Source organism: Vagococcus acidifermentans (genome assembly GCF_003987655.1).
GTDB classification, from domain to species: domain Bacteria; phylum Bacillota; class Bacilli; order Lactobacillales; family Vagococcaceae; genus Vagococcus_B; species Vagococcus_B acidifermentans.
The window spans coordinates 1-26,222 of sequence record NZ_NGKC01000011.1; the positions used below are offsets into that span (position 1 = coordinate 1).

19 protein-coding genes and 1 other annotated feature are annotated in these 26,222 nt (G+C 41.7%); of the genes, 11 read left to right on the plus strand and 8 right to left on the minus strand.

Features of this window, described 5'->3' with window-relative positions; genetic code table 11:
- Window positions 1–169: 169 nt before the first annotated feature.
- The 4 genes from CBF27_RS09855 to CBF27_RS14390 are packed head-to-tail and all read right to left on the minus strand — an operon-like array spanning window position 170 to window position 3,344.
- Window positions 170–1,348, minus strand: a complete 1,179-nt coding sequence (locus CBF27_RS09855; protein ID WP_126814135.1) for a hypothetical protein — start codon at window positions 1,346–1,348, stop codon at window positions 170–172.
- 1 nt (window position 1,349) lies between these two features.
- Window positions 1,350–2,465, minus strand: a complete 1,116-nt coding sequence (locus tag CBF27_RS09860) for a hypothetical protein (protein ID WP_126814136.1) — start codon at window positions 2,463–2,465, stop codon at window positions 1,350–1,352.
- On the minus strand, window positions 2,452–3,195 hold the full coding sequence (locus CBF27_RS09865) for an ATP-binding cassette domain-containing protein (RefSeq protein WP_245986039.1): 744 nt from the start codon (window positions 3,193–3,195) through the stop codon (window positions 2,452–2,454). The genes CBF27_RS09860 and CBF27_RS09865 overlap by 14 nt, the downstream gene beginning before the upstream one ends.
- Before the next feature lie 5 nt (window positions 3,196–3,200).
- Window positions 3,201–3,344, minus strand: coding sequence for a hypothetical protein (locus CBF27_RS14390; RefSeq protein ID WP_245986041.1), 144 nt, complete (start codon window positions 3,342–3,344; stop codon window positions 3,201–3,203).
- A 535-nt stretch (window positions 3,345–3,879) separates the two neighbouring features.
- On the opposite strand from CBF27_RS14390, the gene CBF27_RS09870 reads away from it, so the two are divergent.
- Window positions 3,880–4,233 (plus strand): hypothetical protein, encoded by a 354-nt coding sequence (locus CBF27_RS09870; RefSeq protein WP_126814138.1) that lies wholly within the window; start codon window positions 3,880–3,882, stop codon window positions 4,231–4,233.
- Window positions 4,234–4,422: 189 nt separating this feature from the next.
- On the opposite strand, the gene plsY is transcribed toward CBF27_RS09870, so the two are convergent.
- Window positions 4,423–5,055: a glycerol-3-phosphate 1-O-acyltransferase PlsY gene (gene plsY / locus CBF27_RS09875; protein WP_126814224.1), complete on the minus strand. Its 633-nt coding sequence runs from the start codon at window positions 5,053–5,055 to the stop codon at window positions 4,423–4,425.
- Window positions 5,056–5,202: 147 nt separating this feature from the next.
- Here plsY and CBF27_RS09880 point away from each other — a divergent pair, with 147 nt between their 5' ends.
- The 4 genes from CBF27_RS09880 (at window position 5,203) to CBF27_RS09895 (ending at window position 8,119) form a co-directional block, all read left to right on the plus strand.
- Entirely contained in the window at window positions 5,203–5,646 is a 444-nt protein-coding gene (locus CBF27_RS09880) for a hypothetical protein (protein ID WP_126814139.1), read from the plus strand.
- A 30-nt stretch (window positions 5,647–5,676) separates the two neighbouring features.
- Window positions 5,677–5,921 (plus strand) — a binding site (T-box leader).
- 59 nt (window positions 5,922–5,980) lie between these two features.
- Window positions 5,981–6,625: an amino acid ABC transporter permease gene (locus CBF27_RS09885; RefSeq protein WP_126814140.1), complete on the plus strand. Its 645-nt coding sequence runs from the start codon at window positions 5,981–5,983 to the stop codon at window positions 6,623–6,625.
- A 17-nt stretch (window positions 6,626–6,642) separates the two neighbouring features.
- Window positions 6,643–7,278 (plus strand): amino acid ABC transporter ATP-binding protein, encoded by a 636-nt coding sequence (locus CBF27_RS09890; RefSeq protein ID WP_126814141.1) that lies wholly within the window; start codon window positions 6,643–6,645, stop codon window positions 7,276–7,278.
- Window positions 7,279–7,291: 13 nt separating this feature from the next.
- Window positions 7,292–8,119, plus strand: a complete 828-nt coding sequence (locus CBF27_RS09895) for an amino acid ABC transporter substrate-binding protein (protein ID WP_126814142.1) — start codon at window positions 7,292–7,294, stop codon at window positions 8,117–8,119.
- Window positions 8,120–8,185: 66 nt separating this feature from the next.
- Here CBF27_RS09895 and CBF27_RS09900 read toward each other — a convergent pair whose 3' ends face one another.
- Window positions 8,186–10,522: a helix-turn-helix domain-containing protein gene (locus CBF27_RS09900; RefSeq protein WP_126814143.1), complete on the minus strand. Its 2,337-nt coding sequence runs from the start codon at window positions 10,520–10,522 to the stop codon at window positions 8,186–8,188.
- A 198-nt stretch (window positions 10,523–10,720) separates the two neighbouring features.
- On the opposite strand from CBF27_RS09900, the gene CBF27_RS09905 reads away from it, so the two are divergent.
- From CBF27_RS09905 to CBF27_RS09915, 3 genes are read left to right on the plus strand one after another with little or no spacing between them, the layout of a single operon-like run.
- Entirely contained in the window at window positions 10,721–11,869 is a 1,149-nt protein-coding gene (locus CBF27_RS09905; protein WP_126814144.1) for an ArgE/DapE family deacylase, read from the plus strand.
- 38 nt (window positions 11,870–11,907) lie between these two features.
- A complete protein-coding gene (locus CBF27_RS09910) occupies window positions 11,908–13,206 on the plus strand; it encodes an MFS transporter (RefSeq protein ID WP_126814145.1) in 1,299 nt (432 codons plus the stop codon).
- Between the two features lie 18 nt (window positions 13,207–13,224).
- Window positions 13,225–14,424 carry a M20 family metallopeptidase gene (locus tag CBF27_RS09915; RefSeq protein ID WP_126814146.1) on the plus strand — a complete coding sequence of 400 codons (1,200 nt, stop codon included), beginning with the start codon at window positions 13,225–13,227 and terminating at the stop codon, window positions 14,422–14,424.
- 225 nt (window positions 14,425–14,649) lie between these two features.
- Here CBF27_RS09915 and CBF27_RS09920 read toward each other — a convergent pair whose 3' ends face one another.
- The gene (locus tag CBF27_RS09920; protein WP_126814147.1) at window positions 14,650–16,680 is read right to left on the minus strand and encodes a CocE/NonD family hydrolase; all 2,031 of its coding nucleotides are present in this window, start codon (window positions 16,678–16,680) and stop codon (window positions 14,650–14,652) included.
- Window positions 16,681–16,695: 15 nt separating this feature from the next.
- Window positions 16,696–17,970 carry an MFS transporter gene (locus tag CBF27_RS09925; RefSeq protein ID WP_126814148.1) on the minus strand — a complete coding sequence of 425 codons (1,275 nt, stop codon included), beginning with the start codon at window positions 17,968–17,970 and terminating at the stop codon, window positions 16,696–16,698.
- Window positions 17,971–18,922: 952 nt separating this feature from the next.
- Here CBF27_RS09925 and parE point away from each other — a divergent pair.
- The 3 genes from parE (at window position 18,923) to pflB (ending at window position 26,164) form a co-directional block, all read left to right on the plus strand.
- Window positions 18,923–20,962, plus strand: a complete 2,040-nt coding sequence (parE, locus tag CBF27_RS09930) for a DNA topoisomerase IV subunit B (protein ID WP_126814149.1) — start codon at window positions 18,923–18,925, stop codon at window positions 20,960–20,962.
- 15 nt (window positions 20,963–20,977) lie between these two features.
- Window positions 20,978–23,443, plus strand: coding sequence for a DNA topoisomerase IV subunit A (gene parC, locus CBF27_RS09935; protein ID WP_126814150.1), 2,466 nt, complete (start codon window positions 20,978–20,980; stop codon window positions 23,441–23,443).
- 474 nt (window positions 23,444–23,917) lie between these two features.
- Window positions 23,918–26,164 (plus strand): formate C-acetyltransferase, encoded by a 2,247-nt coding sequence (pflB, locus tag CBF27_RS09940; protein ID WP_126814151.1) that lies wholly within the window; start codon window positions 23,918–23,920, stop codon window positions 26,162–26,164.
- Window positions 26,165–26,222: the final 58 nt, after the last annotated feature.

A 26,222-nucleotide genomic window follows, 5' to 3' on the forward strand; every position in this document is an offset into this window, starting at 1 on the left:
AGCTAGTTTAGGTTTGACAGACGTGGTAGGGGCTTTTGATGGTGAGTTGTCCTTAAGGACGACTGGCACGATACTAGATGATTGATTCAAAAAAACACCTCCGATAAACTTGTTAGATACAGTTTACTCGGAAGTGTTAGAGAAAAATAGACGGTCGATTATTACCCGCTTACTTTATTTTTGCCATTACCTTACCTGTTATGGTTTTCAAGATAAATACAATACTCAGTCCAGCAAAGAGGACCAGCATACTTTTAGTAAAGCTAAAAAAATCATTGTGTTGATTCAAGTTAATTTCACCTGAAATAATTTCATCGACCCGAATATAGGATAATGGATTAAAGCTACTCGGCGGTATCAGAACACCGATAATTAAAAATAAACCACCAGCTAGCCACACATAGATTTCATTTTTTACAAAGAAACTTACAAGCATGAGAAGCTCAATGAAAAAAAATGAAACGAATAGCATTAGGGTAATCGCTTCAAAAATGTATTGGGCAAGTGTAATCCATGTATATTCTTTAATTAAATCCGTTGTAAAATAATATAAAATGGGATAAGAAGCCTGTCCCAATCCGCTAAGAACAATGGATAGAAGCAACATTGGTAAAAACAGTGCAACAATAAAGAGACAGACATAACAAAAGATGATGGCACTTTTCGTAAACAATATCTTAGAGAGTGAAATTCCTTCGAGTTTCAACAAAGATAAATGATTATGTTTGGTGGTCTTTTCGCTGCAAAAAAAACTTCCAAATAAAAGAATACATAAAGCGATAAAATAGGTACTATATCCTTGTTTAAAAAAATTATAGATAAAGAGCAAACCGTTTGCATTTCTGCGTTCGCCATTTAAATAATTATATGAATCTAATTCTTCGTGTGTAAAATTCGTTTGGTAGTCCTTGGGGAGTAACAAAGTTAATGGTTTTTGAGGCTGTATGTTATTTTGTTTCATATAGTCAATCTCAGCTAAGTTCAAATCTAAAACACTTTGAGATATTGGCTGTTGATTTTCACCAATCATTTTGGCAGAATCAAAATAGGTCATATCTTCGATCATCTCTTTTTGAGATTTCAACAAAATTTCTCCTGACTCAGCTGTTAACCTCTCCAGTTTTTGCTTATTTCTTTCTAGAAAAATATTCTGCTCCATTGTCTCTTTCAATTGTCCTGAAAATGCTATATCTTCTTTGACAGACTGTTTCATTTGTTCTAATTCTGTTTTAGCTAGGAAATAATTGCATGTGTATAAGGTGCATACAATTAGAGGACCAATCAGTAGAAATAGTAAAATTTTATTTTTTTTCCATAGCTTTCTTGCTTCCCATTTAAAATAAGTCATTTTAATGCACCCTTTTTATAATCATTTTTCTCATCGCTAAGTGTGTTATGACACACAAGATAACGAGCATACCTACCGAAAAGATCAAGTCAACGATATTCGGTTCATTATATAAAAAATAAGATAAGCGTTGTAATCGAAAAGGATTTCCTACTACTTGGAACTTTGATAATAGCCCGCCTATTCCAGTAGCAATAACAATATAAAGGCATATAGACACGACCATATTTGAAATCAAGCCTTCACAAAGGTAAAAAATTTGTTGATAAAAAATGACTAATAAAGGGAATAGCAGCAGGTATGCAGCTAGTACATCTCTCATAGTTACAATAGTTTGTAGCTGACTATTTGTATCAACGATTCGATTTAACTGAAAAGGACTGCTAGCAAAAAAGGAAACATCAGAAATACGAGCTGTTAATAAACTATAACTTAGAAAAAGAAATAGACTAATTTGGGATAATGCAAAAGTAAGTAACATGTGAATCCGCAAATAACGATTTTTACTAGAACTAGATAAAAACATCAAACCAAGCGAACCGTAACGTTTTTCAAACGAAAACCAGCTGAAAAAAATCAACAGTATAATCGGTAACACGAAAGGAATTGCTATGCTTTTAAGTAGTTTATATAAAAAATTCGTTGAGAGCAACGAGTATTCGATATCCTCATATGATTGCTGAGCATTTTTCAATGTCTGTAAGTAATAATTTTTTTCTTTTTCTTTACCTGTGAAAAGATACTCACGTTTGTTCAACAAAGAATAAAATTCTTTTTTCTGATTGCTGTACCTCAGACTAGCATCCAAAAAAATCATATTTTCGCGCTTGTCTATTGAAGTTACTTGCGTATCTATTGTATCTAAAAGGGCCGTAATATAAAAAGTTAACTGTTCTTCTTCAGTTCTTGGTAAGTTGTAAGCTGATAATGAGTCTTTTAAGGTCGAGTACTGTTTGCCTTCTTGTATAATCATTTCTTTTGTTTCTTGCCGGATTGTTTTTGTCAGATTATAATTTACAAAAAAGTAAAGAATGGACATAAAGCATGGGAAAAGTAATAAGAAAAAAATCCATTTACTTTTAATAAGCTTTTTCCATTCAAACCTAAGTAGATCCATTGGACTTCACCCCAAATAATTCTTTATACCGTTGTTCACTACCGGCAATATATTTTTCAAAAGAAGTAATTTGTAAGTTATTCTGAATCAGTAAGTTAATAATATCAGCGCCATCTTCTTGGTGAGACAATATCTCAAAAGAAGTTCCATTCGCCTGATAGTCATAACGGTTGATTTCCAACATTTCTTTTGTTTTATTTATAATTTTTGTATCAACCCTAATTTTTAAAATATTTTTTTGGTAACCATAAATATTTTCCAACCACACTTTTTGATTTTTAATAAAAAGGATATCATGTGTCACTTTATCAATTTCATTTAAATTATGAGAGGAAATTAGAATCGTTTGGCCATTATTGGCCATTTTTTTTATTGCTTCACGAATTAAAATCATACTAGTAGGGTCTAGACCATTTAAAGGCTCATCTAAAAATAACAACTTTGAGTTTGAAATAAGTCCAATTGCCAAGAGTGTTCGTTGTTTCATACCCAATGAATAAAATTTAACATTTCTTTCCCAATAATCAGTCATATCAAGGTATTCAACCGAGTCAATCACTCTTTTCCTAGGTATTTTATGAATATCAGCAATAAAATATAAATGGTCTTTGGCTGAAAGATAAGGATAGAGTACACTCGAATCTTGTAAAAAACTTACATTATCAAAAATAGTTCGGTCAGAAATCGTTTGATTAAATAATTTTATTTCCCCGCTTTGGGGCAGATACAAATGACTTAAAACATTGAGTAACGTCGTTTTCCCAGCACCATTAGGGCGACTAATCCATATATTCCAGAAGATTTGATGCGAAAGGATGCATCATTAAAGATAATTTTATTTTTAAACTTAAACGTCAGGTTATTTACATCAATAATCATATGAAAACCTCCCTTTTGAGTCAGTATTGAAAAATTATATTTATTCGGTCCGGACTAAAAGTACCCATTTTAGAAAAATAACAATAAATTTTTGCTGAAAACTGTGATTTTCTCATTCAGGTGAGGATGCGAAAAGTTTAATTGTTTTTTAGAAAATGCCGCGTTGTGTCAGATTTAATTTGGTTATTCTGTGTGTCGTAGTTGAGGACGTTTGAGTGCAGATTGTTTTCGAGTAATTTTTCAAACCTTGCATTGGAGACTGTTTTCATTCTGATTATTTTTAAAATATTTGTTGTCAATGACATCAGGATACATGTTCTGAAATTTTGGTTATTTCAGAATATTTTACTATTTCAAAAATTTTATATTCTGTCCTATTATATAATATAACTGGATATGTAACTATTTTTATTATATCATAATTTAAAAGGTAGATTTAAGAAAAATTTGACTTTCTATCTGATGTATCGTATATAGAAAGGTGGGTCGTTAGGGGTGCGGTATATCAAACATTCAAAAAAAAGAGAAATTAAAAATGAAGAAAATTGTGCTTAGTTGCCTTACTTCTATTTTACTTTTGTCCGTAATTGGGTTAAAAACAACTGCATTTGCTGATGAACCAGAGACCAATCCAAGTTCAGTCACTCTTGTTAACGAACCAGAAACTGACTCAAACTCAATCACATTGTATGGCGCTCCGAGCTACGTATATGTAAGCAATTACACTTTAAGAACATCTGCTTATCCACCATCTACAACTTACGTAAACAACTATAATTATATGGGCGCATTGTATTATGGTACTTTAACTAGAACTAAGGTAGTCTATGAACCAGACGCTAAATTATATTTTGCTACCTATGCAGGGACCCTAAATAGGTACAGATAACAAATATTTAAAAAGCAGTCCTCTCAATATTGAGAGGACTGCTTTTTAATACTAAAATGAGATTCTGGATAATTTAGTGTGGTATCGTCATATGGAACGGGTTCGGAGTAATATGACAAAGAGGATTTTCAGATATCTATGAGATACGCAAAAAATAAGAATTCAACTAAACCAGCCTCTTTTTGATTGTTACGTTTTTTTCGACTTGTTTAATCCAAACGGCACGCGGTTTTCCGTACCTTGGCGGATACGCTGAATGTTTTCCCTGTGCCTGACGATGATAAAGAGGGTCACAAGGATAGCCAGTACCGTCAGCACCCAGTCGTGCTCAGGCAGAATCTGCGGCCAGATTACCGGAAGAAAAACAGTGGACAGCGTGATTAATACGGCACTCACCATACTTGCCAAACTGACCGTACTTGTCACAAATAAAATAATAGCAAAGATAGCCGCTGAGTAGACGAAAAACAGCGGATTATAAGCCAGCAGCATGCCCGCACTGGTGGCGACGGCTTTTCCGCCTTTGAAATTGGCGAAAATGGGAAAAGTATGCCCCAAAATAGCAGCGATACCGAAATACAGCGGATTGACAGATAAATGAAACAGCACCGGAAGCAGTGTTGCCAGCGTGCCTTTCAGAATATCCATACATAAAACAGTGACGCCGGCTTTGAATCCAAGCACGCGGAATGTGTTGGTGGTGCCGGAGTTGCCGCTGCCGAACTCCCGGATATCTTTTTGATAAAACACTTTTCCTATCCAAATCCCGGAAGGAACCGAACCAAGAAGATAAGCGAATAGAAATAATATAATGAGTGTCATCATTGATTTTCCTCCTTAGTAACAAAGTTATTTTACCATGAATAAGTAGTGACAACAACAAACATTCAAGAATTATCGCTACCCAGACGAAGAGAATTCAGGTATGATATGAGTATCAATTGTGACGATGAAAATGAGGTGTGCAAGATGTTTGGATTTAAAAAACGCAAAGACAAGAAGCTGGCAGAGGCAGAGCGGCAAAATGTGCTGAGGGAGTTCACTGAAGAACTGCGCCGATACGATATATCTGATGAGGCATTCGCAGTAATCAGCTATGGTTTTTTGATTGAGCTTTTAAAAGACAGTCGGTCGAAAGAAAAACAGCTGGCCGACCTCGACAGGGAATTTGCCAAGGATATTTTAGCCATTCCGGAAACCCAATGGGAAAAACTGAAAAAAACGATTGCCCGAAGTACTAGCAGTTTTCAGCCCGAATATCAAGAATGGCTTGTTTCAGGAATCGAGTTGTACCACAATTATGTTGCGGGCGGCCGGCAAACATCATCCTTTTCAGCGCTTGTCAGCGACTCGTTTTCAGATATTTTCAGTAACAATGATGAAATTGTTGTTGACAGAAATGACATAACATGATAATTTATTAACAATAGTATTAGAAACACATGAAAAACTTGGATAAGGACAAGTAGTTGGAATCAGCTTTTTTCAGAGAGCTCTTGGTTGGTGGAAAAGAGAAAAAGCCTTTTAACGAACACACCTTGGAGTTGTTTTTTCGAACGGCGGAAAGAGTGCCCAGTAGAAAAATCCGGAGCCGCCGTTACCGGTTCAGTCGTCAGACTGGCAGAGTTCTTTACTGTGAGGTAGAGAAAAATTGAGGTGGCACCACGTACACAGACAGCGTCCTCTTGGCACATTCGCCAAGAGGTTTTTTTATTTTACAAAGCAAGTCAGCAGGAGGAGAAGAAGAATGGAACTTGTCATGAAAGTACTACCAGCATTGCTGGAAGGGACCAAAACGACGATGCAGGTATTCTGCCTGACATTTATCATGTCATTGCCGTTAGGGATTATGTTAGGGTTGGGGGCTGTCAGCCGGTTCAAACCGCTGAGTGTACTCGTCAGCACGTTTAACTGGGTCATCCGCGGTACTCCGCTGCTGTTGCAGATGATTTTTGTGTTTTTCGGTCTGCCGTTTTTGGGCATCGTCATTCAAAACCGTTTGGCCGCAGTATTGATTGCCTTTGTGATAAACTACATGGCTTATTTTGCGGAAATTTTCAGAGGCGGGATTCAGGCAATCCCGCAGGGACAATATGAAGCAGCAAAAGTATTAGGATTGTCAAAAATTCAAACAATCCGGAAAATCGTGATACCTCAAGTTGTGAAAATCGTGTTTCCGTCCATCGGCAATGAGATTATCACACTGGTAAAAGATACATCGCTGGTTTATGCTGTCGGTTTAAGCGAAGTCATGAAGGCCGGGAGAATCGCCATGCAGCGCGAAGCAAGCATTGCCCCGCTACTGGTCGTTGCGGTGATTTATCTCGTCTTGACCGGATTAGTAACAATTGTCTTGAAACTGATAGAAAAGAAATTAAGCTATTACAATTAAAGGAAGGATGGACTGAAATGCTTGAAATAAAAAATGTTTCCAAATCTTTCGGTGACAAAAAGGTATTGGACAACTTCACCATTTCCATGAACTTGGGAGAGATACTGGCAGTGGTCGGACCTTCCGGAGGCGGGAAAACGACGTTGTTGAGATGTATCAGCGGACTGGAAGAAATGGACACAGGCGATATCCTGATTGAAGGTGAAAAAGTCGACCCCCAGCGTCCGCAGGAAGAAAAAAATCGTATTGGTGTCGTGTTTCAGGAGTTTAATCTGTTCCCGCATCTTTCCGTCATGGACAATTTAATTTTGGCGCCGGTACTTGTTTCTGAAAAAAGCAAAGCGGCAGCCAAAACAGAGGCTCAAACGATTCTCAATAACTTGGGTTTGGGCGACAAGGCAGGGAACTACCCGTTTCAGCTGTCCGGCGGGCAGAAACAGCGTGTTGCAATTGCCCGTGCGCTGTTAATGAAGCCGCGTGTGCTTTGCTATGATGAACCGACCAGTGCGCTTGATCCGGCACTGCGGGACAGTGTGGCTGAAAACATCCTACTATTAAAAGAGGAGAACGTGACGCAAATCATTGTGACACACGACCACGAGTTTGCCAAAAAAGTGGCAGACCAGATTATCGAAGTATCACCAATAAAATAAGGAGTGGAATTTCATGAAAAAGATTGTATTGGGTATCGTCGGGCTGGCATGTTCAGCACTGATACTGACGGGCTGCGGCAGCAGCGACAAGAAGGAAGCCGGAGATGACTGGCAAAAAATCAAAGATAAAGGCGAAATTTTGATTGGTGTGGACGATACGTTTGTGCCGATGGGATTCAGAGATGAAGATAATAATTTGGTCGGGTTTGATATCGAGCTGGCGCAAGCTGTAGGTGAGGAACTGGGTGTTGAAACCGAGTTTGTACCGATTGACTGGTCGATGAAAGAAGCAGAACTGGAAAACGGCACGATTGATTTGATTTGGAACGGTTATACGGTTACAGAAGAACGCAAGCAAAAAGTGCTGTTTACCAATTATTATCTAGTAAATGATCAAGTGCTGGTGTCATTGAAAGAATCCAACATTAATAGTTTCAAGGACATGAAAGATAAGGAAGTCGGGGCTCAGGAAGGCTCGAGCGGGCAAAATTCGTTTGAAAATTCACCGGAACTGATGAAAGATTTTGTCCAAAACAACGAGCCTGTCCTCTATCCAACCTTTACGGATGCGTTTATGGATTTGGAAAGCAAACGGATAGACGGTCTGATTATTGACAAAGTATTTGCTGAATATTACATTTCTCATCAGGCAGAGAAAGATATTTTTGCGATTGCACCGAGCGAATATGAACAGGAAAATTTTGCAATCGGCTGCCGCAAAGACGCCACAGCGACTGTTGCAAAAATCAATGAAGCACTGAAAGCTGTTTATGACAACGGCAAAGCAAAAGAAATCAGTGAAAAATGGTTTGGCGAAGATCGTCTGCTGCCTCAGGAATAGACAAAATAATGATGAACAGCCCCGCAAGCGGCCTCTCAACACTGCCGTTTGCGGGGCTGTTTTCATTTAATTGACGGCAGTCAGCTCCAGCAGCATCACTGCATTGGTGTCCAGCATACAGTAAAAATCAAAGCCGTCTCTGACTTCCAAATCAAACACCTGCATCTTGGGCCGGCTGATTTCAGACAGATAGATGTGCGATTCATAATCGAGCGGCTCGCTTGATTTAAACTCTTCATAAGCATAAAAAATCGCTCCATGCTGGCGGTTGAAATCCAGTTGTTTGACTTGGTACGTCCGGCTTTCAATTTCCGGTATTTCAATTCTGAATGTCATGGACTGGCTTTCAAGAAAGCTTTCTTCTTTGCTCAGATGCGGGGCAAAATAATTGGCATTCCAGAGCAGCAGCTGGTAGTTGTCATAATGCTTGGTCAGCATGAATTCTTCACCGATGGCAAGCACTTTTCCTTTCAGGCGATTGGCAATGGCAAGGACATGAAAAATCGGGCGCTTGCCGGCATAGTTGACGTAAAGTTCAAGCCCGTCATATTTGATGGGTTTGATTGGGTGATTGTTTTCAAATAAGTCGGTGTTCAGCCAGAAGCCGTAGCCGGCTACCTGCAAATCAAGCTTCAGCACCTCTTGCAGTACCAGCGCTCCTCTGAAAAACATGCCGTTAGTGGTGCGGCTTTTTCCGGTTAAAGTGTTCCATTCAGACAGGTAAAGAGGCAAGTCGATGTGCCAGTCGCTTAAACGGCCTTTCAGTGCTTTGACTTCCTTATAGACAAATTCATAAAATTTTTCCAGATCAGGCACAACCGTGTTGGCTGTTTCATACGTGTAGTTCGGTTCAGAACGGAAAGACAAAAACCGGCATTCAGGAATCACTTGGTTGAGATACAGACTGCACAGTTCGTCATTTTGAAAGGTGTAGTCAGGATAAGACACAGGCAGTTCAGCTCCCAATTGTATTTCCGGGTCAATCCCGTGCAAAGTGTGCTGAATTTCTTTAAACAGAGCGACGCTGCGGGGTAAATCGTTCTGGTTGAAGAGGCAGGCCACTTTCCACGTTTTAAAAAAATCACTGCCTTTTTTCATGGCGATGTGCCTCAGAAATTGCTGCCGTTCCCGTTTATAAAAACTGGAAATCGTTTCGTAATCGGTCAGCGATAATTGGTAAAACACGCCGAGTTGCAGTGATTCAAGAAAATCGAGCACAGCATCAAATTTACCATACGGTGAAAAGACTGTCAGCTTTTCCTGTTCATACACTCTGTACGCATCCGGAGTATCGTGAAACAGATTTTGGATGCCGATATACTTTAGATTGATGGCTTTTTTTGCCTGCCGGATTTCTTCGCGGATTCCTGTGTTCAACAGGTCTTCAAAAGTATCGACATGCACGATGATATCGGCATTGATTTGCTCGCGGACATTTTGGGTTTTGATCGAGAGTTTTTTGTGTGTCTCCACCACTTCAATATTTGCCACATGTCCTTCGGGCTGATGGGCGTAGTAGTAAAGAGCAGCCAGCAAATCTGTTTCTTGTTCTTTTAACAGTTCTTCATGCTGCGGCTTTCGCAATCGGCTGATGTCTTCATTATTATTGAAAAATGTTTGGCGGTATTTGACAGGCGACGTTCCGAATACCCGCTTGAAGTGCACCCGGTATGTTTTGCTGTTGCTGAATCCGTTGTTTTGTGCGATGTCATCAATGCCCAAACGGCTGTGCAGCAAATCCCTTAAACTTTGACGGACGCGCAGGTTATTAAGATAGTGGGAAAAATAATGCCCGGTTTCTGCTTTGAACAGTTTGGATAATGCGGAAGATGACATGAAAAAATGTCCGGCCACTTGTTCCAGTGTCAGCGGCAGATGATAGCTTTGTCCGATATAATCAATCACTTCCACGATTTTTTCATTGTAAAGATGGTATTGATAAAAGTTGGCTTCTTTTTGGAAAAATTGAATCAAAAGCAAAATGATTTGGTGCAAGTTCATGGACAGCCGCAGTTCTTTGGTCATGTCTGCACTGTAGTGGCTTATCAGCAGTTCAGCGACATGTTTTTTCATATTGGTGATGGCTTCACGTTTGCCGGTTTCCATCTGACTGGGAAAACACTCGAATTTTGTTGAAAAAAAACGCGGGTAAAGAGAGGAAAAAAACATGCTGTCGATTTGAATTTCAAAAAGGGCGGTTTCTTTGCGGAATTGTCGTGTGATTTTGATAGATTCATTCGGGTTGAAAACCAGCAGGTCGCCGTCAACCAAGGCGAACTCCTGATTCTCTACTTCTACCATCAAGTCGCCTTTGACAAGAAATAGAATGGTTGTTTCCTGGAAATAAAGTGTTTTATTAGCAGTCACCTGCAGTAGAGCCAGTTTGTATTTGTCGTTACTCATTGCAAATCCCCATTTCAAGAGTCGATATTACCAACATTATACAATACGGCAAGAAAATAAACGACCTGTTCTAGTAACTTTTTTTTCTCAAAAAATGCCGTTTAGAATGAATTGTTTTTTTTCAGAAAAGAAGAAGGAGGAAACATCAGTTGATTACGCTTACAATTTAGGGAGATATTAAAGAAGGGCGGGAAACCGATGAACAAAGAACACGCATTGGCACTCTTGAAAGAAGTCGTGCAAATGGAGACAGTTTTAGGAAAGGAAACAGAAGTCGTCAATCACTTAGCAGCACTTTTTGCGCAACATGAGATTCCGTTTGAGCGGGTGACTTACGCAGAAAACCGCGACCAGCTGGTTGTCACGCTGACAGGAAGCAAAGGAGCAGGGCCGGTACTCGGATTTTCCGGCCACATGGATGTTGTTCCGGTGGGGGAAGTAGCTTGGACACATCCGCCCTTTGCGGCAGTTGAAGAGGGGGAGCTGCTTTTCGGCCGCGGCACATGTGACATGAAAGCCGGGCTGATTGCACAAGTGGTCGCACTGATACAGCTGAAAGAAGCAGGTGCGCCTTTTGCCGGGACAGTTAAGTTGCTGATTACCGTCGGGGAAGAAACGGCAGCTGTTGGTGCTGGTCAGCTGACTGATTTAGGGTATGCGGATGACTTGGATGCACTGGTTATCGGCGAGCCGTCGCAACTGGATGTTGTGATTGCACACAAAGGCGCTCTCTGGCCGCAGTTCACCACATACGGAAAAACAGCACACGGCTCTATGCCGCAACTGGGCGTCAATGCTGTCGACCAGATGCTGGAGGTCATCCGGCAGTTCAAGGACACTTTTGATTTTTCCTGCGCCACAGATACTTTGCTGGGCACTTCGACTGCCAGCCTTAATATTTTGCAAGGCGGCAGCGGCAATAACGTCGTACCGGATAAATGTGTGGCAAATGTCGATATCCGCACAGTTCCGGGGCAGAATCATGAAAAACTGAAAGCAGACATTGAAGAGATGGTACGGGCGCTCGACGGCAGGCTGGAATATTTCAAGGGCGAAGTCGCTTTTGTCAATGACTTGCCGCCGATTCGCACGGAAAAGGATGACCCGTTCACTTTGCTGACCGCTGAAATCATCCGGAAAGTTGCCGGGAAAGAGCCGGTCATCAAAAGCTTGACAGGCTATACCGACGGGTCCCAGTTCAGCAGAGCGGCAAAAGATTTTCCGATAATCATTGTCGGGCCCGGGGACACGTCTTTGGCGCATCAGCCTAATGAATGTGTGCCGATTCCGCAATTTTACCAGATGATTGATGTCAATAAGGAAATTGCGTTGAACTATCTGCGCTAGTCCGGCTGCTGAGTTAGAAAATATGAGGGGATGAGTTAATGAAGAAACATAAAATTTTTTACGGTTGGTGGATTGTTCTTGGCGCGCTCTTGCTGACGAGCACATTGGTACCGAGTGTCGTTGCGATGGCGAATAAATTTTTGATTCCAGTCACTGCTGAAATGGGGATAAGCAGGAGTGCTTTTACGTTGAGTAATACGATATTGCAGTCGGTCGGCATCTTTTTATCGCCTTTCGTTGCAAAAAAAATAACCACAGGCAACTTGCGGACAATTCAAAGCGTCAGCATCATTGTCTTTACACTGGCCTACGCATCGTATGGGCTGGCACAGAGTCCCATCCATTTATATCTGTCATCATTCATCATTGGCATTTGCTATTTGTTTTCGACTATTATTCCAATCAGTATTGTCATCACAAACTGGTTCGTAAAAAAAAGAGGACTGGCCATGAGTATCGCCATGACCGGTATCGGTGTCGGCGGGTTCGTTTTTAGTCCGCTGATTACGATGTGGCTGGAACGCTTCGGCTGGCGCACGACTTATATGATTATGGCAGTCATCCTGTTAGTCGTTTCATTGCCGGTTGCTCTGTTCGTATTTAAAAAGAAGCCTTCGGATATGGGACTGGAACCCTATGGCGCCAGTGAGCCGCTCAGCCAGACTGCCAGTAAAGAAACTAATCAGGCCGAATCAGTCACAGTTGAACTGGCAACAAAAGACGTGCTGAGAAAACCGTTTTTTATCATTCTATTGATTGGTATGGCACTTAACGGCATCATCAACAGCGGAGCGCTGGGTCAATTCCCGCCGGCTCTTGAAGAAATGCAGTCGCCGGCTGTTGCAGCCACAGTCATTTCAGTGTATTCGATTGTCGGCGTGCTTGGGAAGCTGATTCTCGGCTGGGTGAATGACCGCTGGGGTGTTGTCGTCAGCTCGATTTTCGGCTGTGTGACGTTCGGTGCAGCATTTGTCTGTATGTTTTTCGGCAGCAGTATCGTCATGGTTTATCTGATGGCGGTCGTTTTCGGTTTAGGCATCGGGATAGGGTCTGTTTCGCCGCCGCTTGTGACAGCTTCGATTTTCGGGGCTGAACAGTACGGTGAAGTATACGGTTATGTCAGCAGTGCTCTGCAAGTAGGCATGTCTGTCGGCTCGCTTCTCGTTGCGTCCATGTATGATGCCAGCGGCTCGTATCAAACTGCATGGGGTGTCTTGCTTGTCTTGACAGCTCTGACGCTTTTCAGCTGGATAGCCTCGTATAGCCGCTCACGCAAGTACTGTTCAGACGCGCACTTGACAAAAATCAACAACAGCGAAAAAATAGTAGCAGAGTAAAAGAAAGGAAGTGTCTACATGGATGCTTTAAAGAAAGAGCTGATGAAGCGCTTGAAGGCAAAAGAACCTGAAATGATCAGGCTGCGCCGATACATGCACGAAAACCCTGAATTGTCATTTCATGAAGAAAAAACAGCACAATTGATTGCTGATTTTTATGAAGGGAAAGATTGTACCGTACATCGTAATTTTGGCGGCGGCTACGGGATACTCGTCGACATCGAAGGCGGAAAGCCGGGGCCTAGTCTGGCACTGCGCGCCGACTTTGATGCGCTGCCGATTCAGGAAGACACTGGTTTGCCGTTTGCGTCCAAAACTCCCGGTGTGATGCACGCCTGCGGTCATGACGGGCACACTGCTTATATGCTGATATTGGCGGACACACTAATCGAATTGAAAAATGACTTGCCCGGACGCATCCGCATCATTCACCAGCCGGCGGAAGAAACACCACCAGGCGGTGCATTGGGCATGGTCGAAGCCGGCTGTCTCAACGGCTATGACCATGTGTTCGGCGCACATGTGATGTCCAATCTGAGTCTCGGAAAAATCGCATACCGCGAAGGGCCTGTGCAAACCGGTCGGACGACTTTTTCAATCAAATTACAAGGCAAGGGCGGACACGGCTCCATGCCGCAAGATGCTAATGATACAATCGTTGCGGCAGCACAGTTTGTCACAGCCGTCCAGACAATCGTCAGCCGCAGAGTCAATCCCTTTGACACAGCTACAGTGACGATTGGTTCATTTGACGGAAAAGGCTCGGCCAACGTCATCAAAGACTCAGTTATTTTAAAAGGCGATGTCAGGATAATGACTGAAGAAACCCGCATACTCATCGAGAAAGAGTTTAAACAGTTGCTGAGCGGCATTGCGTCAGCCTTCGGAATCACCTATGAATTGGACTATGTCCATGATTATCCGGTACTCGTTAATGATGATGCATTGACCAAGATGTTTGCAAATACAACAAAAGAGGCAGCTATTGACGGTGTCACTGAGGTGGTTCGCTGCGAACCGCAAACACCTTCTGAAGATTTCGCTTATTATGCGCAAGAAAAGCCAAGCTGTTTCTTTTATGTCGGTGCGACCAAAGACGGTGATGAATGGTATCCGCACCATCACCCGAAATTTGTCATCAACGAAGATTGCCTGCTGATAGCAGCCAAAGTCATGGGAAATGCTGTCTTAAGCTACTTATATAATGGGGTAAAATAGAAAGAATCCGGCGTTCAGTATCATCACTGAACGCCGGATTCTTTCTATTGCATCGTGCATGAGTAATAAAGCAATGGTGAAAGTCCAATACAGTCTTGGCCAGTGAGACTTGTCAGTGAAAGGCAAGGTAGCAACAGTGAAAACAAACAGGCGGCAAGGCTCACTGTCAAGGGAAAGTGAGTAACTAATAAAAGGAATGCACCTAATAATTTTTGTCAAAAAAGATTAAAGTCCCTCCCTCTTAATTTTCTCATCCCATGTATGCTGGTAAACAGACTGTCCATTTTTATAAGATTCCATAGAACCTTTGATAAAGAAATAATCTTTATCAGACGTTTGCGTTACAACAATATCAGTATTCGTATTCCAACCTGCTCTACTCAGTGACATATTTTGAGTGATTGTATAACGAGCTGACAATGGATCTTTGTTCGATAATGAAAGTTCTCTTCTAAGATTGTGCTCTACAGTTACGTCGACTTCATCGAAACGATAAATACCTTCTCCAAAAACTCCACCAACGCCATTAGTTATATAAGTCCAAGTATCAGTCACTAAATCATAAGTTGCTTGCCTTTCAACAAAACCTTCTTTTAACAAGGAAGTGGGTGTAAGCGGTGCTGATTCAGGATATTCATCAGGTCCGTCACAATCATTTCCAGTAAATAATGGTAAAGTTAAAACGGCTTTTTTTAGATTTAACGTTAACGTTACATCTTCAGGCATTGTCCAAAACATTGGCCACGCACTAGAAGCCAAAGTCAATCTAATCCTATGTCCAGCTAAAAACCTATGACCGCAACAGTCTAAATTTATTTTTGCGGTAACATAAGTCTCTTCATGAAGAGGAACAACCTGGTCATGGCCTTGTAAATGTGTCAAATTCATAACTCCATATGAAACTCTCTCAACTTCACCTGTGGGTGCTACATCACAAATGGACGCATAAAGCATAGCGACTGGTTTATCACTTTTAAGCTCAATTGAAAATTCAGGGTATCCGAAAATATCAATTGCATCATCAAGTGGTTCAGAATCAAAAACTCTCGCTAATCCATTATCCAATCTCTGGTCACAAGGGGACTCCCCCAGAACACCTGCGGCCATCCATTCATTTGCAAGTAATGTATGATTAAGTGGTGTTTTTAACTTCATTATTTCATCTGTTGTTGATTTACTTTCAGTGATTTTTCCGTATTCTAAATAATACTCTGTCGGATTTACATCTGCGGCTGGCCAATTTTCAATCCCAACCCACCTTCCCTTACTATAAGGCTTGCAGGATGAGGGTGTCATGCTGTCTTGAATCCAAGCTTGTATCATTGGTCCATCTAAAACATCATTATCGATTCCTTTCAACCAATGATCCCACCATTTTTTGCTTTCTCCAAGAAAGTTTATAGCTGGTGTCGGAATACCATCATGAGGGTAAACATGGGCCCATGGTCCAATGATTCCTTTTTTAGGCACTTTCACACCCTTAAGGAGTGAGAGAACTGTATTGGTATAAGCATCTTCCCAGCCATCAATAGCTAAAATCGGAACGTCAATGTCTTCGTAGTTTTCACATACCGACCCATGTTTCCAATAATTATCACGGGTTTGATGGTTTAACCAGTTGGCCATCCATAATGGCATATTTTCCAAGCGATGTAACCACTTGTCTTCCCATACATCGCCTACGATATTAGGGTCTAAAGCTCGTGATTGATATCCCATCATAATAGCGCCCCACCAGAAATTATCATTTAGGATGAGCCCACCCTTATAATGAATATCATTATTGTAGCGATCATCTGTATAGCCCACTACGATTACAGCTTTTAATGCAGGTGGTCGGAGGGCAGCAATTTGTAAAGAATTAAATCCACCCCAAGATTTTCCCATCATTCCAACATTTCCGTCGCACCAAGGCTGTTTGCTGATCCAATCAATTATTTCCAATCCATCGTCCTGTTCTTGTTTCAGGTATTCATCCATTAATAAACCATCTGATTCACCAGTTCCCCGCATATCAACACGAATAACATTATACCCGTGTCCGGAAAAATATCCATGCATCGGATTGTCCCTCGCTCTAGTACCATCAGTTTTTCGATAGGGTAAATACTCAAGGATGGTCGGAAGGGGAATATCGGATTCTGGCAGCCATAATCTGTATGATAAGCGTGTACCATCTGAAAGATATAGCCATTCATTTTCAATTACATTTACTTTATAAGGAAAAGAAGTGATTATTTTTTTTTCAGTAGTCATTTAAATACCTCCTAATTATGATTCGATTTCATGATCATCCAAATATTTACAGCCATAAGTTTTCCACCAAACAATACATAATACAGCACCTATTATCGCCATAAGAATCATAAGTGAAAAATATAAAAAGTAACCTTTATTCCCATGAAACACATCTAAAATATTCCCGGCAACTAAAGGGACTACGACTTCCGGTAAATAACCTAGTGTACTAGTGAAGCCTATTGCCATTCCTGACAAGTTAATTGGGATACCTCCTTCAGAGTGAAAAGAAAAAAATAAACCAAAATTTGAGTACATTGCGATATAAACCATTGCACTACCAATGATTAGTAAAACTAATTGTGACTTTCCCATTAAGCTAGATGCTAAAATCATGATGAATGTCCCTATTGCCATCACTACGAACCCAATAAACATGACTTTCGATTTTGCTGTTTTGTCAGCTAAAAAACCTCCAATCGGCGAAGCGAACAAACGACAATATTGAGCCAGAACAGTTACAACTGCTGCGAAAACTGCCGATGTACCAATGACATTGGAAGCGTAGGGAGTAAAGTAGTAAATCGACATATTAAAAGTATAGCTAGTAAACATCATGCCGATAATCAGCCAAATAGCAGGTGTCTTTAAAACCTTTATAAAATTTTTTAGACTAAATTTTTCACCATTGTGTTCACCTGTAAGACTATTGCTATCCTTAATCAAGAAAATAAAAGCAATACCACATAGTATTGGAATAACTGAATAAAAGATAATTATATAATCCAAGCCTAATTGTGGAACTAATCGCGATTCAAATATACCAAAAATTGCTGTAGCTATTGCCATATGAAGAATATTACTAATTCCTCTCGTACCTTCAAAAAGTCCATAAGCTCTACTTTGTTCGTCATCTCCAGCTTGTATTCGGACAATTTTCATCAGAGCCGGCCAAAAAGTCAATAACGATGTCACTCCCCAAAGAGAGTATATCAATAATAATGAGAGGTAGCTTGTAAAATATAGATGCAGAAACCCACCAATACCTGTTGTTAACAAAGAAAAAATGATAAGTCGTTTAGCTGGAAAACGATCGGCTAATATTCCACCAATAAGATAAGAAAGAACTCCCATAAATCCGTAAGCGCTTCCTAATGAGCCCATCTGAGTATTAGTCAGATTATAAGCTTCTACATAAGCATCATAATAGTAGCTACGAAAATATGGCAAACCGTAAATAATTGAACCAGCTAATGCAAGTAAAACAATTGTGATAAAGTTTCTTTTCAAGCCTGATTTTTTTTTCATTGAACTCACTCCTGTATTAGGTAAAGTAAATAGATACAATAGCGGAATGTTAGAATAGAAGATGGGCAGAATGAAAGAAAACCAAATGAGCATTAGACAGATGAAAAAGAAGAATACAAGTGAAGTTTCTGTGACAAAAATAGTAAAAGAATCCTTATAAAAGGTAGAGGCTGTTACAATCAAACCGTTTTGTTTAAAGGTACTATAATCAAAAACACTTTTACTTGATTATATCACAAAATACCTATTTTTGTTTTAATTATCGGAGTTTTAAGACTTTAATTTACGTATAATATAAATATAGTGTTTATTTCCAAAGAGTATAGCATTTATGGCAAAATAAAAGCCCATCAATGAGGACGAGGGCATAATTCTTGACCAAAAAAGTATGCAGATGATGATTTTTTATCCGAACCGGAGTTCTGAAAGAAAATAAGAATAGCGCATATAGAATACTCGGGGACTATGATTACTCTCTTTAGTATATAGAAGACGCTGTTGATTGGCAGTGTAAGCTGTGAGCAAAGCATTATTTCTGTTACTGGAAATATCTGTTTGAGGACATTAAACTTAATCTCAGTCGCACTGAATGAAAAGAACAGACGCGGATCGGCATGATTAAGATGACTTTCTAAACTCAGCCAGTGAAGTATCAAGTTAATAAAAGCAGTTTGTAAGTAACTGAGACTTTCACATATTCCTAGAATCATTGAAACAGACGTCTTTGATATCAGAGAAACAGTCACTTATATGAAACTTTTTTTTGCCAAAAACGGAAATCTGTAATAAGATAGTAGAGGATTCTTAATCACTGTTATGAAAAGATTCAACGCAGTCAAGCAGTTGTTTCTTTTTTTATGAAAAGAAGTTTTCCTTCTTTTCCTTTTGACGGATTTAGCGTAAGATAAGTCTATTCATAAACAGGACAGACAAGTACAAGGGAGTTTTTTTCATGTCTAAAAAGATAAATAAAGCCTATGATGATACATCCATTCAAGTTTTAGAAGGATTGGAAGCTGTTAGAAAGCGTCCGGGCATGTACATCGGTTCCACCGACAGCCGCGGCCTGCACCACCTTGTCTACGAAATCGTCGATAATGCCGTTGACGAGGCTCTATCCGGCTACGGCAGCCAAATAGATGTCGTCATCCATGAAGACAACAGCATCAGCGTTCAGGACTACGGCAGAGGAATGCCGACAGGAATGCACGCTTCCGGCAGACCGACTATCGAAGTGATTTTCACTGTGCTTCATGCCGGCGGGAAGTTCGGCCAAGGCGGCTATAAAACATCCGGCGGTCTGCATGGCGTCGGCGCCAGTGTGGTCAACGCCTTGTCCAGCTATCTGACAGTGACGTCTGTCAGAAACGGCGAGGAAGTCGAAATCACTTTCAAAAACGGCGGAAAAACAAACGGCAAACCCAAACGGAAGAAAAAGGTTTCAAAGAAAAACGGCACACGGGTGACATTCCTGCCGGATACAAGTATTTTTTCGACTATCCAGTTTTCCTATGAGACACTCTCGGAAAGACTGAGAGAATCGGCTTTCTTGCTTAAAGGCGTCACAATCACGCTGACTGATGAACGGACAGGCCAGTCAGATGTTTTCCTCTATGAAGAGGGGATAAAGGAATTTGTCACCTATTTGAATGAGGGCAAAGATGATTTAACACCGGTCGTTTATTTTTCGGGTGAAAAAGAAGGCATCGAAGTCGAGTTTGCATATCAGTACAATGACGGCTACTCTGAAAATATGCTGTCGTTTGTCAACAACGTTCGCACCAAAGACGGCGGAACGCACGAAGTCGGTGCCAAAACGGCACTGACCAAATCCTTCAATGAATATGCCCGCAAAACCGGCCTGCTGAAAGAAAAGGATAAAAATCTTGAAGGCAGTGATTTTCGTGAAGGGCTGACTGCTATTATCTCAGTCAGAATACCTGAAAACCTGCTGCAGTTCGAAGGCCAGACCAAGGGAAAATTGGGCACACCGCTGGCGAGAACGATCGTGGAAGGTATCATCAGCGAACAGATGGGCTACTATTTGCAGGAAAACAGCGAGCTGTCGCAAATGCTGGTTCGCAAAGCCGTCAAAGCACGGGAAGCACGCGAGGCTGCCAGAAAAGCACGTGAAGAAAGCCGCAACGGCAAAAAACGGCGTAAAGGCGAGTCGCTGCTCTCCGGCAAGCTCACACCGGCGCAAAGCCGCAATCCAAAGAAAAATGAACTGTTTCTAGTTGAGGGGGATTCTGCCGGCGGTTCGGCCAAGCAGGGACGCGACCGGAAATTTCAGGCAATACTGCCGTTGCGGGGCAAGGTCATCAATACGGAGAAAGCCAAATTGCAGGACATTTTGAAAAATGAAGAAATCAACACGATGATATATACGATAGGTGCCGGTGTCGGTTCGGAATTTGCGATTGAGGACTGCAACTATGATAAAGTCATTATCATGACCGATGCGGATACTGACGGGGCACACATCCAAGTACTGCTGCTGACGTTTTTCTACCGTTATATGAAGCCGTTGATTGAGCAGGGCAAAATTTATATTGCGCTGCCGCCTCTGTACAAAGTATCCAAAGGAACCGGCAAAAAAGAAGTGGTCGAGTATGCCTGGACGGATGAAGAATTGGACGAGGCGACAAAAAAAGTCGGCAAAGGTTATATGCTTCAGCGCTACAAAGGTCTTGGCGAAATGAATGCCGATCAGCTCTGGGAGACTACAATGGACCCGGAACAGCGGACTTTGATCCGCGTGCGTATCGACGATGCGGCTCAGGCAGAGCGACGGGTGACGACGCTGATGGGCGATAAAGTCGAACCGAGAAGAAAGTGGATTGAGAAACACGTTCAGTTCACTTTGGAAGAAGAAGGCAGTATTCTCGATAAAGAACAGCATGACCGCCAAATAGCAACAGCCGGCAGTACTTCGAAGCCGGAAGATTTTACGGCGGTCGAAGAGATTAGTTTGTTTGATTCGGTTGAGTGAAGGGAAGATTAAGCGATGAGTGAAAGACACGACATCCAGGAGTTAACGCTTGAAGAAGTCATGGGAGACCGCTTCGGACGCTACTCCAAATATATTATTCAGGACCGTGCGCTGCCCGACATTCGCGACGGGCTCAAACCTGTACAGCGGCGGATTCTATTTTCAATGAACAAAGACGGCAACACGCATGATAAAGCATTTCGTAAATCTGCGAAATCGGTCGGGAATATCATGGGTAATTACCATCCGCACGGGGACTCCAGTATTTATGAAGCAATGGTCCGTCTCAGCCAGTATTGGAAACTGAGAGAACCGCTGATTGAAATGCACGGCAACAACGGCAGCATGGACGGCGACCCGCCGGCAGCGATGCGTTACACAGAGGCGCGGTTGTCCCAGTTAAGCGGCGAGCTGCTGCGTGATATTGACAAAGAAACGGTTGATTTTGTCTGGAACTTTGACGACACTGAAAAAGAACCGACAGTCTTGCCGGCGAAGTTCCCTAATTTATTGGTGAACGGTTCGACGGGGATCTCTGCCGGTTATGCGACTGAAATCCCCACGCATAATTTAGGTGAAGTCATCGACGGAACGATTTATTTAATCGACCATCCAAAAGCCAGTCTTGATAAAATCATGGACTTCATCCCCGGACCGGATTTTCCGACAGGAGCCATTTTGCAAGGGAAAAAAGAAATTAAAAAAGCTTATGAGACAGGGCGCGGCAAGGTCATCCTGCGCTCTCGGACCAAGATTGAAGCCATCAAAGGCAACCGTGAGCAGATTGTGATTTCGGAAATACCTTATGAAGTCAACAAAGCCACGCTGGTCAAAAAAATCGACGAGGTCCGCCTGTCCCGACGGATTGAAGGGATTGCCGAAGTGCGTGACGAGAGCGACAGGACAGGCTTGCAAATCGTGATTGAATTAAAAAAAGAGGCAGATGCACAAGGTATTTTGAATTATCTTCTCAAAAATACAGAACTGCAAATCAATTACAATTTCAACATGGTGGCAATCAACGAACTTCGTCCGCAGCAAGTGGGACTGCTGGATATTTTGCACGCCTATATCCATCACCGGCGCGATGTTCTGGTGCGCCGCAGCCGCTTTGATTTGAAAAAAGCCCGGGACCGACAGCATATTGTTTCCGGACTAATCAAAGCCTTGTCGATTTTAGACCAAGTCATCGCGACTATTCGCGCCAGCAAGGATAAAAAAGACGCAAAGCAAAATTTGGTCAAAGCTTTTGATTTTACAGAAGTGCAGGCTGAAGCCATCGTTTCCCTTCAGCTGTACCGATTGACTAATACGGATATTACCGCTCTGGAAAAGGAAAATGAAGAACTGACACAACAAATTGCCTATTTGCAGCGCGTGCTGGCTGACGAAAAAGAGCTGTTTAAATTGATGAAGCAGGAACTGCGCGACGTGAAGAAACAATACGCTACTCCGCGACTCACACAGATACAAAAAGAGATTGAAGAAATCACGATTGAAACGGCCGTTCTGGTGCCGCAGGAGGATGTCATGGTCAGCATCTCGCGGGAAGGCTATGTCAAACGCAGCAGTCTCCGCTCGTACAATGCCTCCAGAAATGATGCAATAGAAATGAAAGATTCAGACTACCTGGTCTTCATCAATCAGCTGAACACACATGACCATCTGCTGCTGGTGACCAGCAAAGGCAATATGATTTACCGGCCGGTCCACGAGTTGCCGGATACCCGCTGGAAAGACACCGGCGAGCACTTGGCGCAGTCGATTACGTCGTTGTCACCAGAAGAAAATATAGTGGCAGTATATAGCTATACAGAAATGTCGCCGACCAAACAATTTGTGTTCATGACAAAAGAAGGCATGATTAAACGGTCGCTGATGTCGGAATTTGATGTCTGGCGGACATATAAGAGCCGGCCGACGATGTGTATGAAGTTAAAAACCGACACAGATGAGCTGATCAGCTCTTTTCTCATCGACAGTGACGATAATTTAGATGTTTTTGTTGCAACTTACCGCGGTTTCGGACTTCGGTATCATTTATCGGAAGTGCCTGTCGTCGGAGCAAAAGCGTCCGGTGTCAAGTCGGTCAATTTGAAAAAAGCAGACGTGGTTGTCGGCGGACTGCTCGTATTGACCGAAGGCGACACCCCTATTACTGTGCTGACACAACGGGGATCAGTCAAGCGGATGTTAGCCCAAGAGCTTGATACGTTAAGCCGTGCAAAACGCGGCCTGATGATATTGCGGGAACTTAAAAAGAATCCGCACCGGGCATTCAGCGTGTTTGAAAACACCGAGGCCGAAGAAACACTGAGTGTAACGACGGAAAAGGGAGCAGTCTATACACTGAACCCGACAGATTTTCCAATCAGCGACCGCACATCCAACGGCTCATTTCTAATAGATGAAAAGAATGACGGCGCTGTGTTTGAAACACATCCAATCGTGTCGTTTGAAACAGAACAGAACGAAGCATAAGTAATCATACATTATAGAACAACCCAGACGAACAATTTTACCTGTTTGTCTGGGTTGTTCAATTTTAAACAGCTGATCACCCTCTAAAAAGTTGTGAAAAATATTCTTTCCGGCAGAAGTGTTGCGAATCAGCAGAAGCTGTCAGAAAAAATAGATGTTGCTTCTAAATATAATTGTATAGCCAGAGTAAAACGCTATCATTCTGTTCCATAAAAATGATACAGAACCCTCTCTGTTATAGTACAAATAACTGTGCTGTTTTCCTCGTTGTCTAAAACTTAACAAACGTATTTTTAAAACTAAAAAGCTTTATATATAGGCGTTCAAAGGTTATTTATAGTATAATAAGTGTTTTTTAATTGTATTATGTTAAAAATATAACTATAACACTTGCCAAATATATTTTTTGTGTTATACTGAGCATGTAAACAATATTACAAACGACTATTTAAATAATTAAGAGGAGGTCTCGTGATGGGACATTGGGATGGATTTAAAGGAACTAAATGGCGCGATCATGTAAATGTTAGAGATTTTATTCAAAACAACTACACAGAATATACTGGTGATGACAGCTTTTTAGAACCAGCTGCCCCTAGTACAGATAAATTATGGACTAAACTTCAAGAATTATTTGAAGTACAGCATGAAAATAATGGTGTCTATGACATGGATAACAATATCCCGTCAACGATTACTTCTCATGAACCAGGTTATCTGATTAAAGAAGAAGAAACAATTGTTGGTTTGCAAACTGATGTACCATTGAAACAAGCATTCATGCCTTTCGGCGGGATCAACATGGCAAACAACGCGCTGAAAACAAACGGTTATGACGTTGATGAAGACATGACTAAAATTTTCACTGAATGGCGCAAAACTCATAACCAAGGTGTATTTGATGCTTACACACCTGAAATGAGAGCTGCTCGAAGCAATAAAATCATTACTGGACTGCCAGATGCATACGGCCGTGGACGTATTATCGGTGACTACCGTCGTCTTGCTCTTTACGGTATTGACTTCTTAATTGCTGAGAAGAAAAAAGATTTGGCTAACGTCGGAAACAAAGTCATGACTGATGACGTGATTCGTCTGCGTGAAGAAGTGTCAGAACAAATCAAAGCATTGAACGACATCAAAGAAATGGCAACTTACTATGGTTTCGATGTTTCACAACCTGCCAAAAATGCGCAAGAAGCTATTCAATGGACTTACTTCGGTTACTTGGCTGCCATCAAATCACAAAACGGTGCTGCAATGTCTATCGGACGTATTTCAGCTTTCCTTGATATCTACATCCAACGTGATTTGGACAATGGTGTCATCACTGAATTTGAAGCACAAGAAATGATCGACCACCTGATCATGAAATTGCGTATGGTGAAATTTGCACGTACACCTGAATATAACGAACTGTTCTCAGGCTACCCAATCTGGGCAACGCTATCTATTGCCGGTATGGGAGTTGACGGACGCTCATTGGTAACGAAGAATGACTTCCGTATCTTGCATACATTAGTCAACATGGGACCTTCTCCAGAGCCGAACTTGACAGTATTGTACTCATCAAGACTGCCTGAAGGATTCAGAACATTTGCTGCCCGTATTGCAAAAGAAAGTTCTTCTATCCAGTTTGAAAACGACGACTTGCTGCGTGCCAACTGGGGTTCAGACGATTGCGCAATTGCTTGCTGTGTGTCTGCAACAGTTATGGGGAAAGACATGCAGTTCTTCGGAGCCCGTGCAAACTTGGCTAAGACAGTATTGTACGCAATCAACGGCGGTGTTGATGAAATTACTAAGAAACAAGTTGGACCTAAATTCCGTCCGATGACTGGTGATAAACTTGATTACGATGAGTTTATTGACCGCTATAAAGATATGATGGACTGGTTGGCTGAACTTTATGTCAACACATTGAACGTGATTCATTACATGCATGATAAATATGCTTATGAAGCACCACAGTTGGCATTCATGGATACTCACCTGAAACGCACATTCGCAACAGGTATTGCAGGGATTTCCCACGCAGCTGACAGCTTGATGGCAATCAAACATGGTGATGTCAAAGTTATCCGTGACGAAGACGGCTTGGCAATTGATTACGTGCCGACAAAAGAATTCCCGACTTACGGAAATGACAGTGAAGAAGCTGATGCAGCAGCAAACTGGATTCTTGAGTACTTCATGACTCAAATCAAACGTCAGCACACTTACCGCAACTCAACACCAACAACGTCATTGTTGACTATCACGTCAAACGTTGTGTACGGTAAAGCAACTGGTAACACACCAGACGGACGCCGCGCAGGCAAACCGCTTGCTCCAGGTGCCAACCCAAGCTACCAAGACGGCAAATATCTGGGTGAAAAGAACGGCTTGTTGGCTTCACTGAACTCAACAGCAAGACTAGAATACCAATGTGCGCTTGATGGTATCTCAAACACGCAAACAATCAATCCAAATGGATTAGGTAAAGATGATGACACTCGTATCGATAACTTGCGTAATGTTATGGACGGCTACTTCGACAAGGGCGGCTACCATTTGAACGTCAACGTCTTCACAACTGATTTGCTGTTGGATGCACAAGCACATCCTGAAAAATATCCGAACTTGACGATTCGTGTATCAGGCTACGCTGTTAAATTCCGCGACCTGACACCAGAACAGCAAGCAGACGTTATTTCAAGAACAGCACACGACAGAATGTAAGAAAAGATGAAGAGGTGGCCCTTAAAGACCACCTCTTTTTTGAAACAGGAAAAGGGAG

What these genes read in the sequence shown, in the direction of transcription:
- CBF27_RS09855 (WP_126814135.1), bottom strand. Translation starts at nt 1,348, where the DNA reads ATGACTTATTTTAAATGGGAAGCAAGAAAGCTATGGAAAAAAAATAAA.
- CBF27_RS09860 (WP_126814136.1), bottom strand. Translation starts at nt 2,465, where the DNA reads ATGGATCTACTTAGGTTTGAATGGAAAAAGCTTATTAAAAGTAAATGG.
- CBF27_RS14390 (WP_245986041.1), bottom strand. Translation starts at nt 3,344, where the DNA reads ATGATTATTGATGTAAATAACCTGACGTTTAAGTTTAAAAATAAAATT.
- CBF27_RS09870 (WP_126814138.1), top strand. Translation starts at nt 3,880, where the DNA reads ATGAAGAAAATTGTGCTTAGTTGCCTTACTTCTATTTTACTTTTGTCC.
- plsY (WP_126814224.1), bottom strand. Translation starts at nt 5,055, where the DNA reads ATGACACTCATTATATTATTTCTATTCGCTTATCTTCTTGGTTCGGTT.
- CBF27_RS09880 (WP_126814139.1), top strand. Translation starts at nt 5,203, where the DNA reads ATGTTTGGATTTAAAAAACGCAAAGACAAGAAGCTGGCAGAGGCAGAG.
- CBF27_RS09885 (WP_126814140.1), top strand. Translation starts at nt 5,981, where the DNA reads ATGGAACTTGTCATGAAAGTACTACCAGCATTGCTGGAAGGGACCAAA.
- CBF27_RS09890 (WP_126814141.1), top strand. Translation starts at nt 6,643, where the DNA reads ATGCTTGAAATAAAAAATGTTTCCAAATCTTTCGGTGACAAAAAGGTA.
- CBF27_RS09895 (WP_126814142.1), top strand. Translation starts at nt 7,292, where the DNA reads ATGAAAAAGATTGTATTGGGTATCGTCGGGCTGGCATGTTCAGCACTG.
- CBF27_RS09900 (WP_126814143.1), bottom strand. Translation starts at nt 10,522, where the DNA reads ATGAGTAACGACAAATACAAACTGGCTCTACTGCAGGTGACTGCTAAT.
- CBF27_RS09905 (WP_126814144.1), top strand. Translation starts at nt 10,721, where the DNA reads ATGAACAAAGAACACGCATTGGCACTCTTGAAAGAAGTCGTGCAAATG.
- CBF27_RS09910 (WP_126814145.1), top strand. Translation starts at nt 11,908, where the DNA reads ATGAAGAAACATAAAATTTTTTACGGTTGGTGGATTGTTCTTGGCGCG.
- CBF27_RS09915 (WP_126814146.1), top strand. Translation starts at nt 13,225, where the DNA reads ATGGATGCTTTAAAGAAAGAGCTGATGAAGCGCTTGAAGGCAAAAGAA.
- CBF27_RS09920 (WP_126814147.1), bottom strand. Translation starts at nt 16,680, where the DNA reads ATGACTACTGAAAAAAAAATAATCACTTCTTTTCCTTATAAAGTAAAT.
- CBF27_RS09925 (WP_126814148.1), bottom strand. Translation starts at nt 17,970, where the DNA reads ATGAAAAAAAAATCAGGCTTGAAAAGAAACTTTATCACAATTGTTTTA.
- parE (WP_126814149.1), top strand. Translation starts at nt 18,923, where the DNA reads ATGTCTAAAAAGATAAATAAAGCCTATGATGATACATCCATTCAAGTT.
- parC (WP_126814150.1), top strand. Translation starts at nt 20,978, where the DNA reads ATGAGTGAAAGACACGACATCCAGGAGTTAACGCTTGAAGAAGTCATG.
- pflB (WP_126814151.1), top strand. Translation starts at nt 23,918, where the DNA reads ATGGGACATTGGGATGGATTTAAAGGAACTAAATGGCGCGATCATGTA.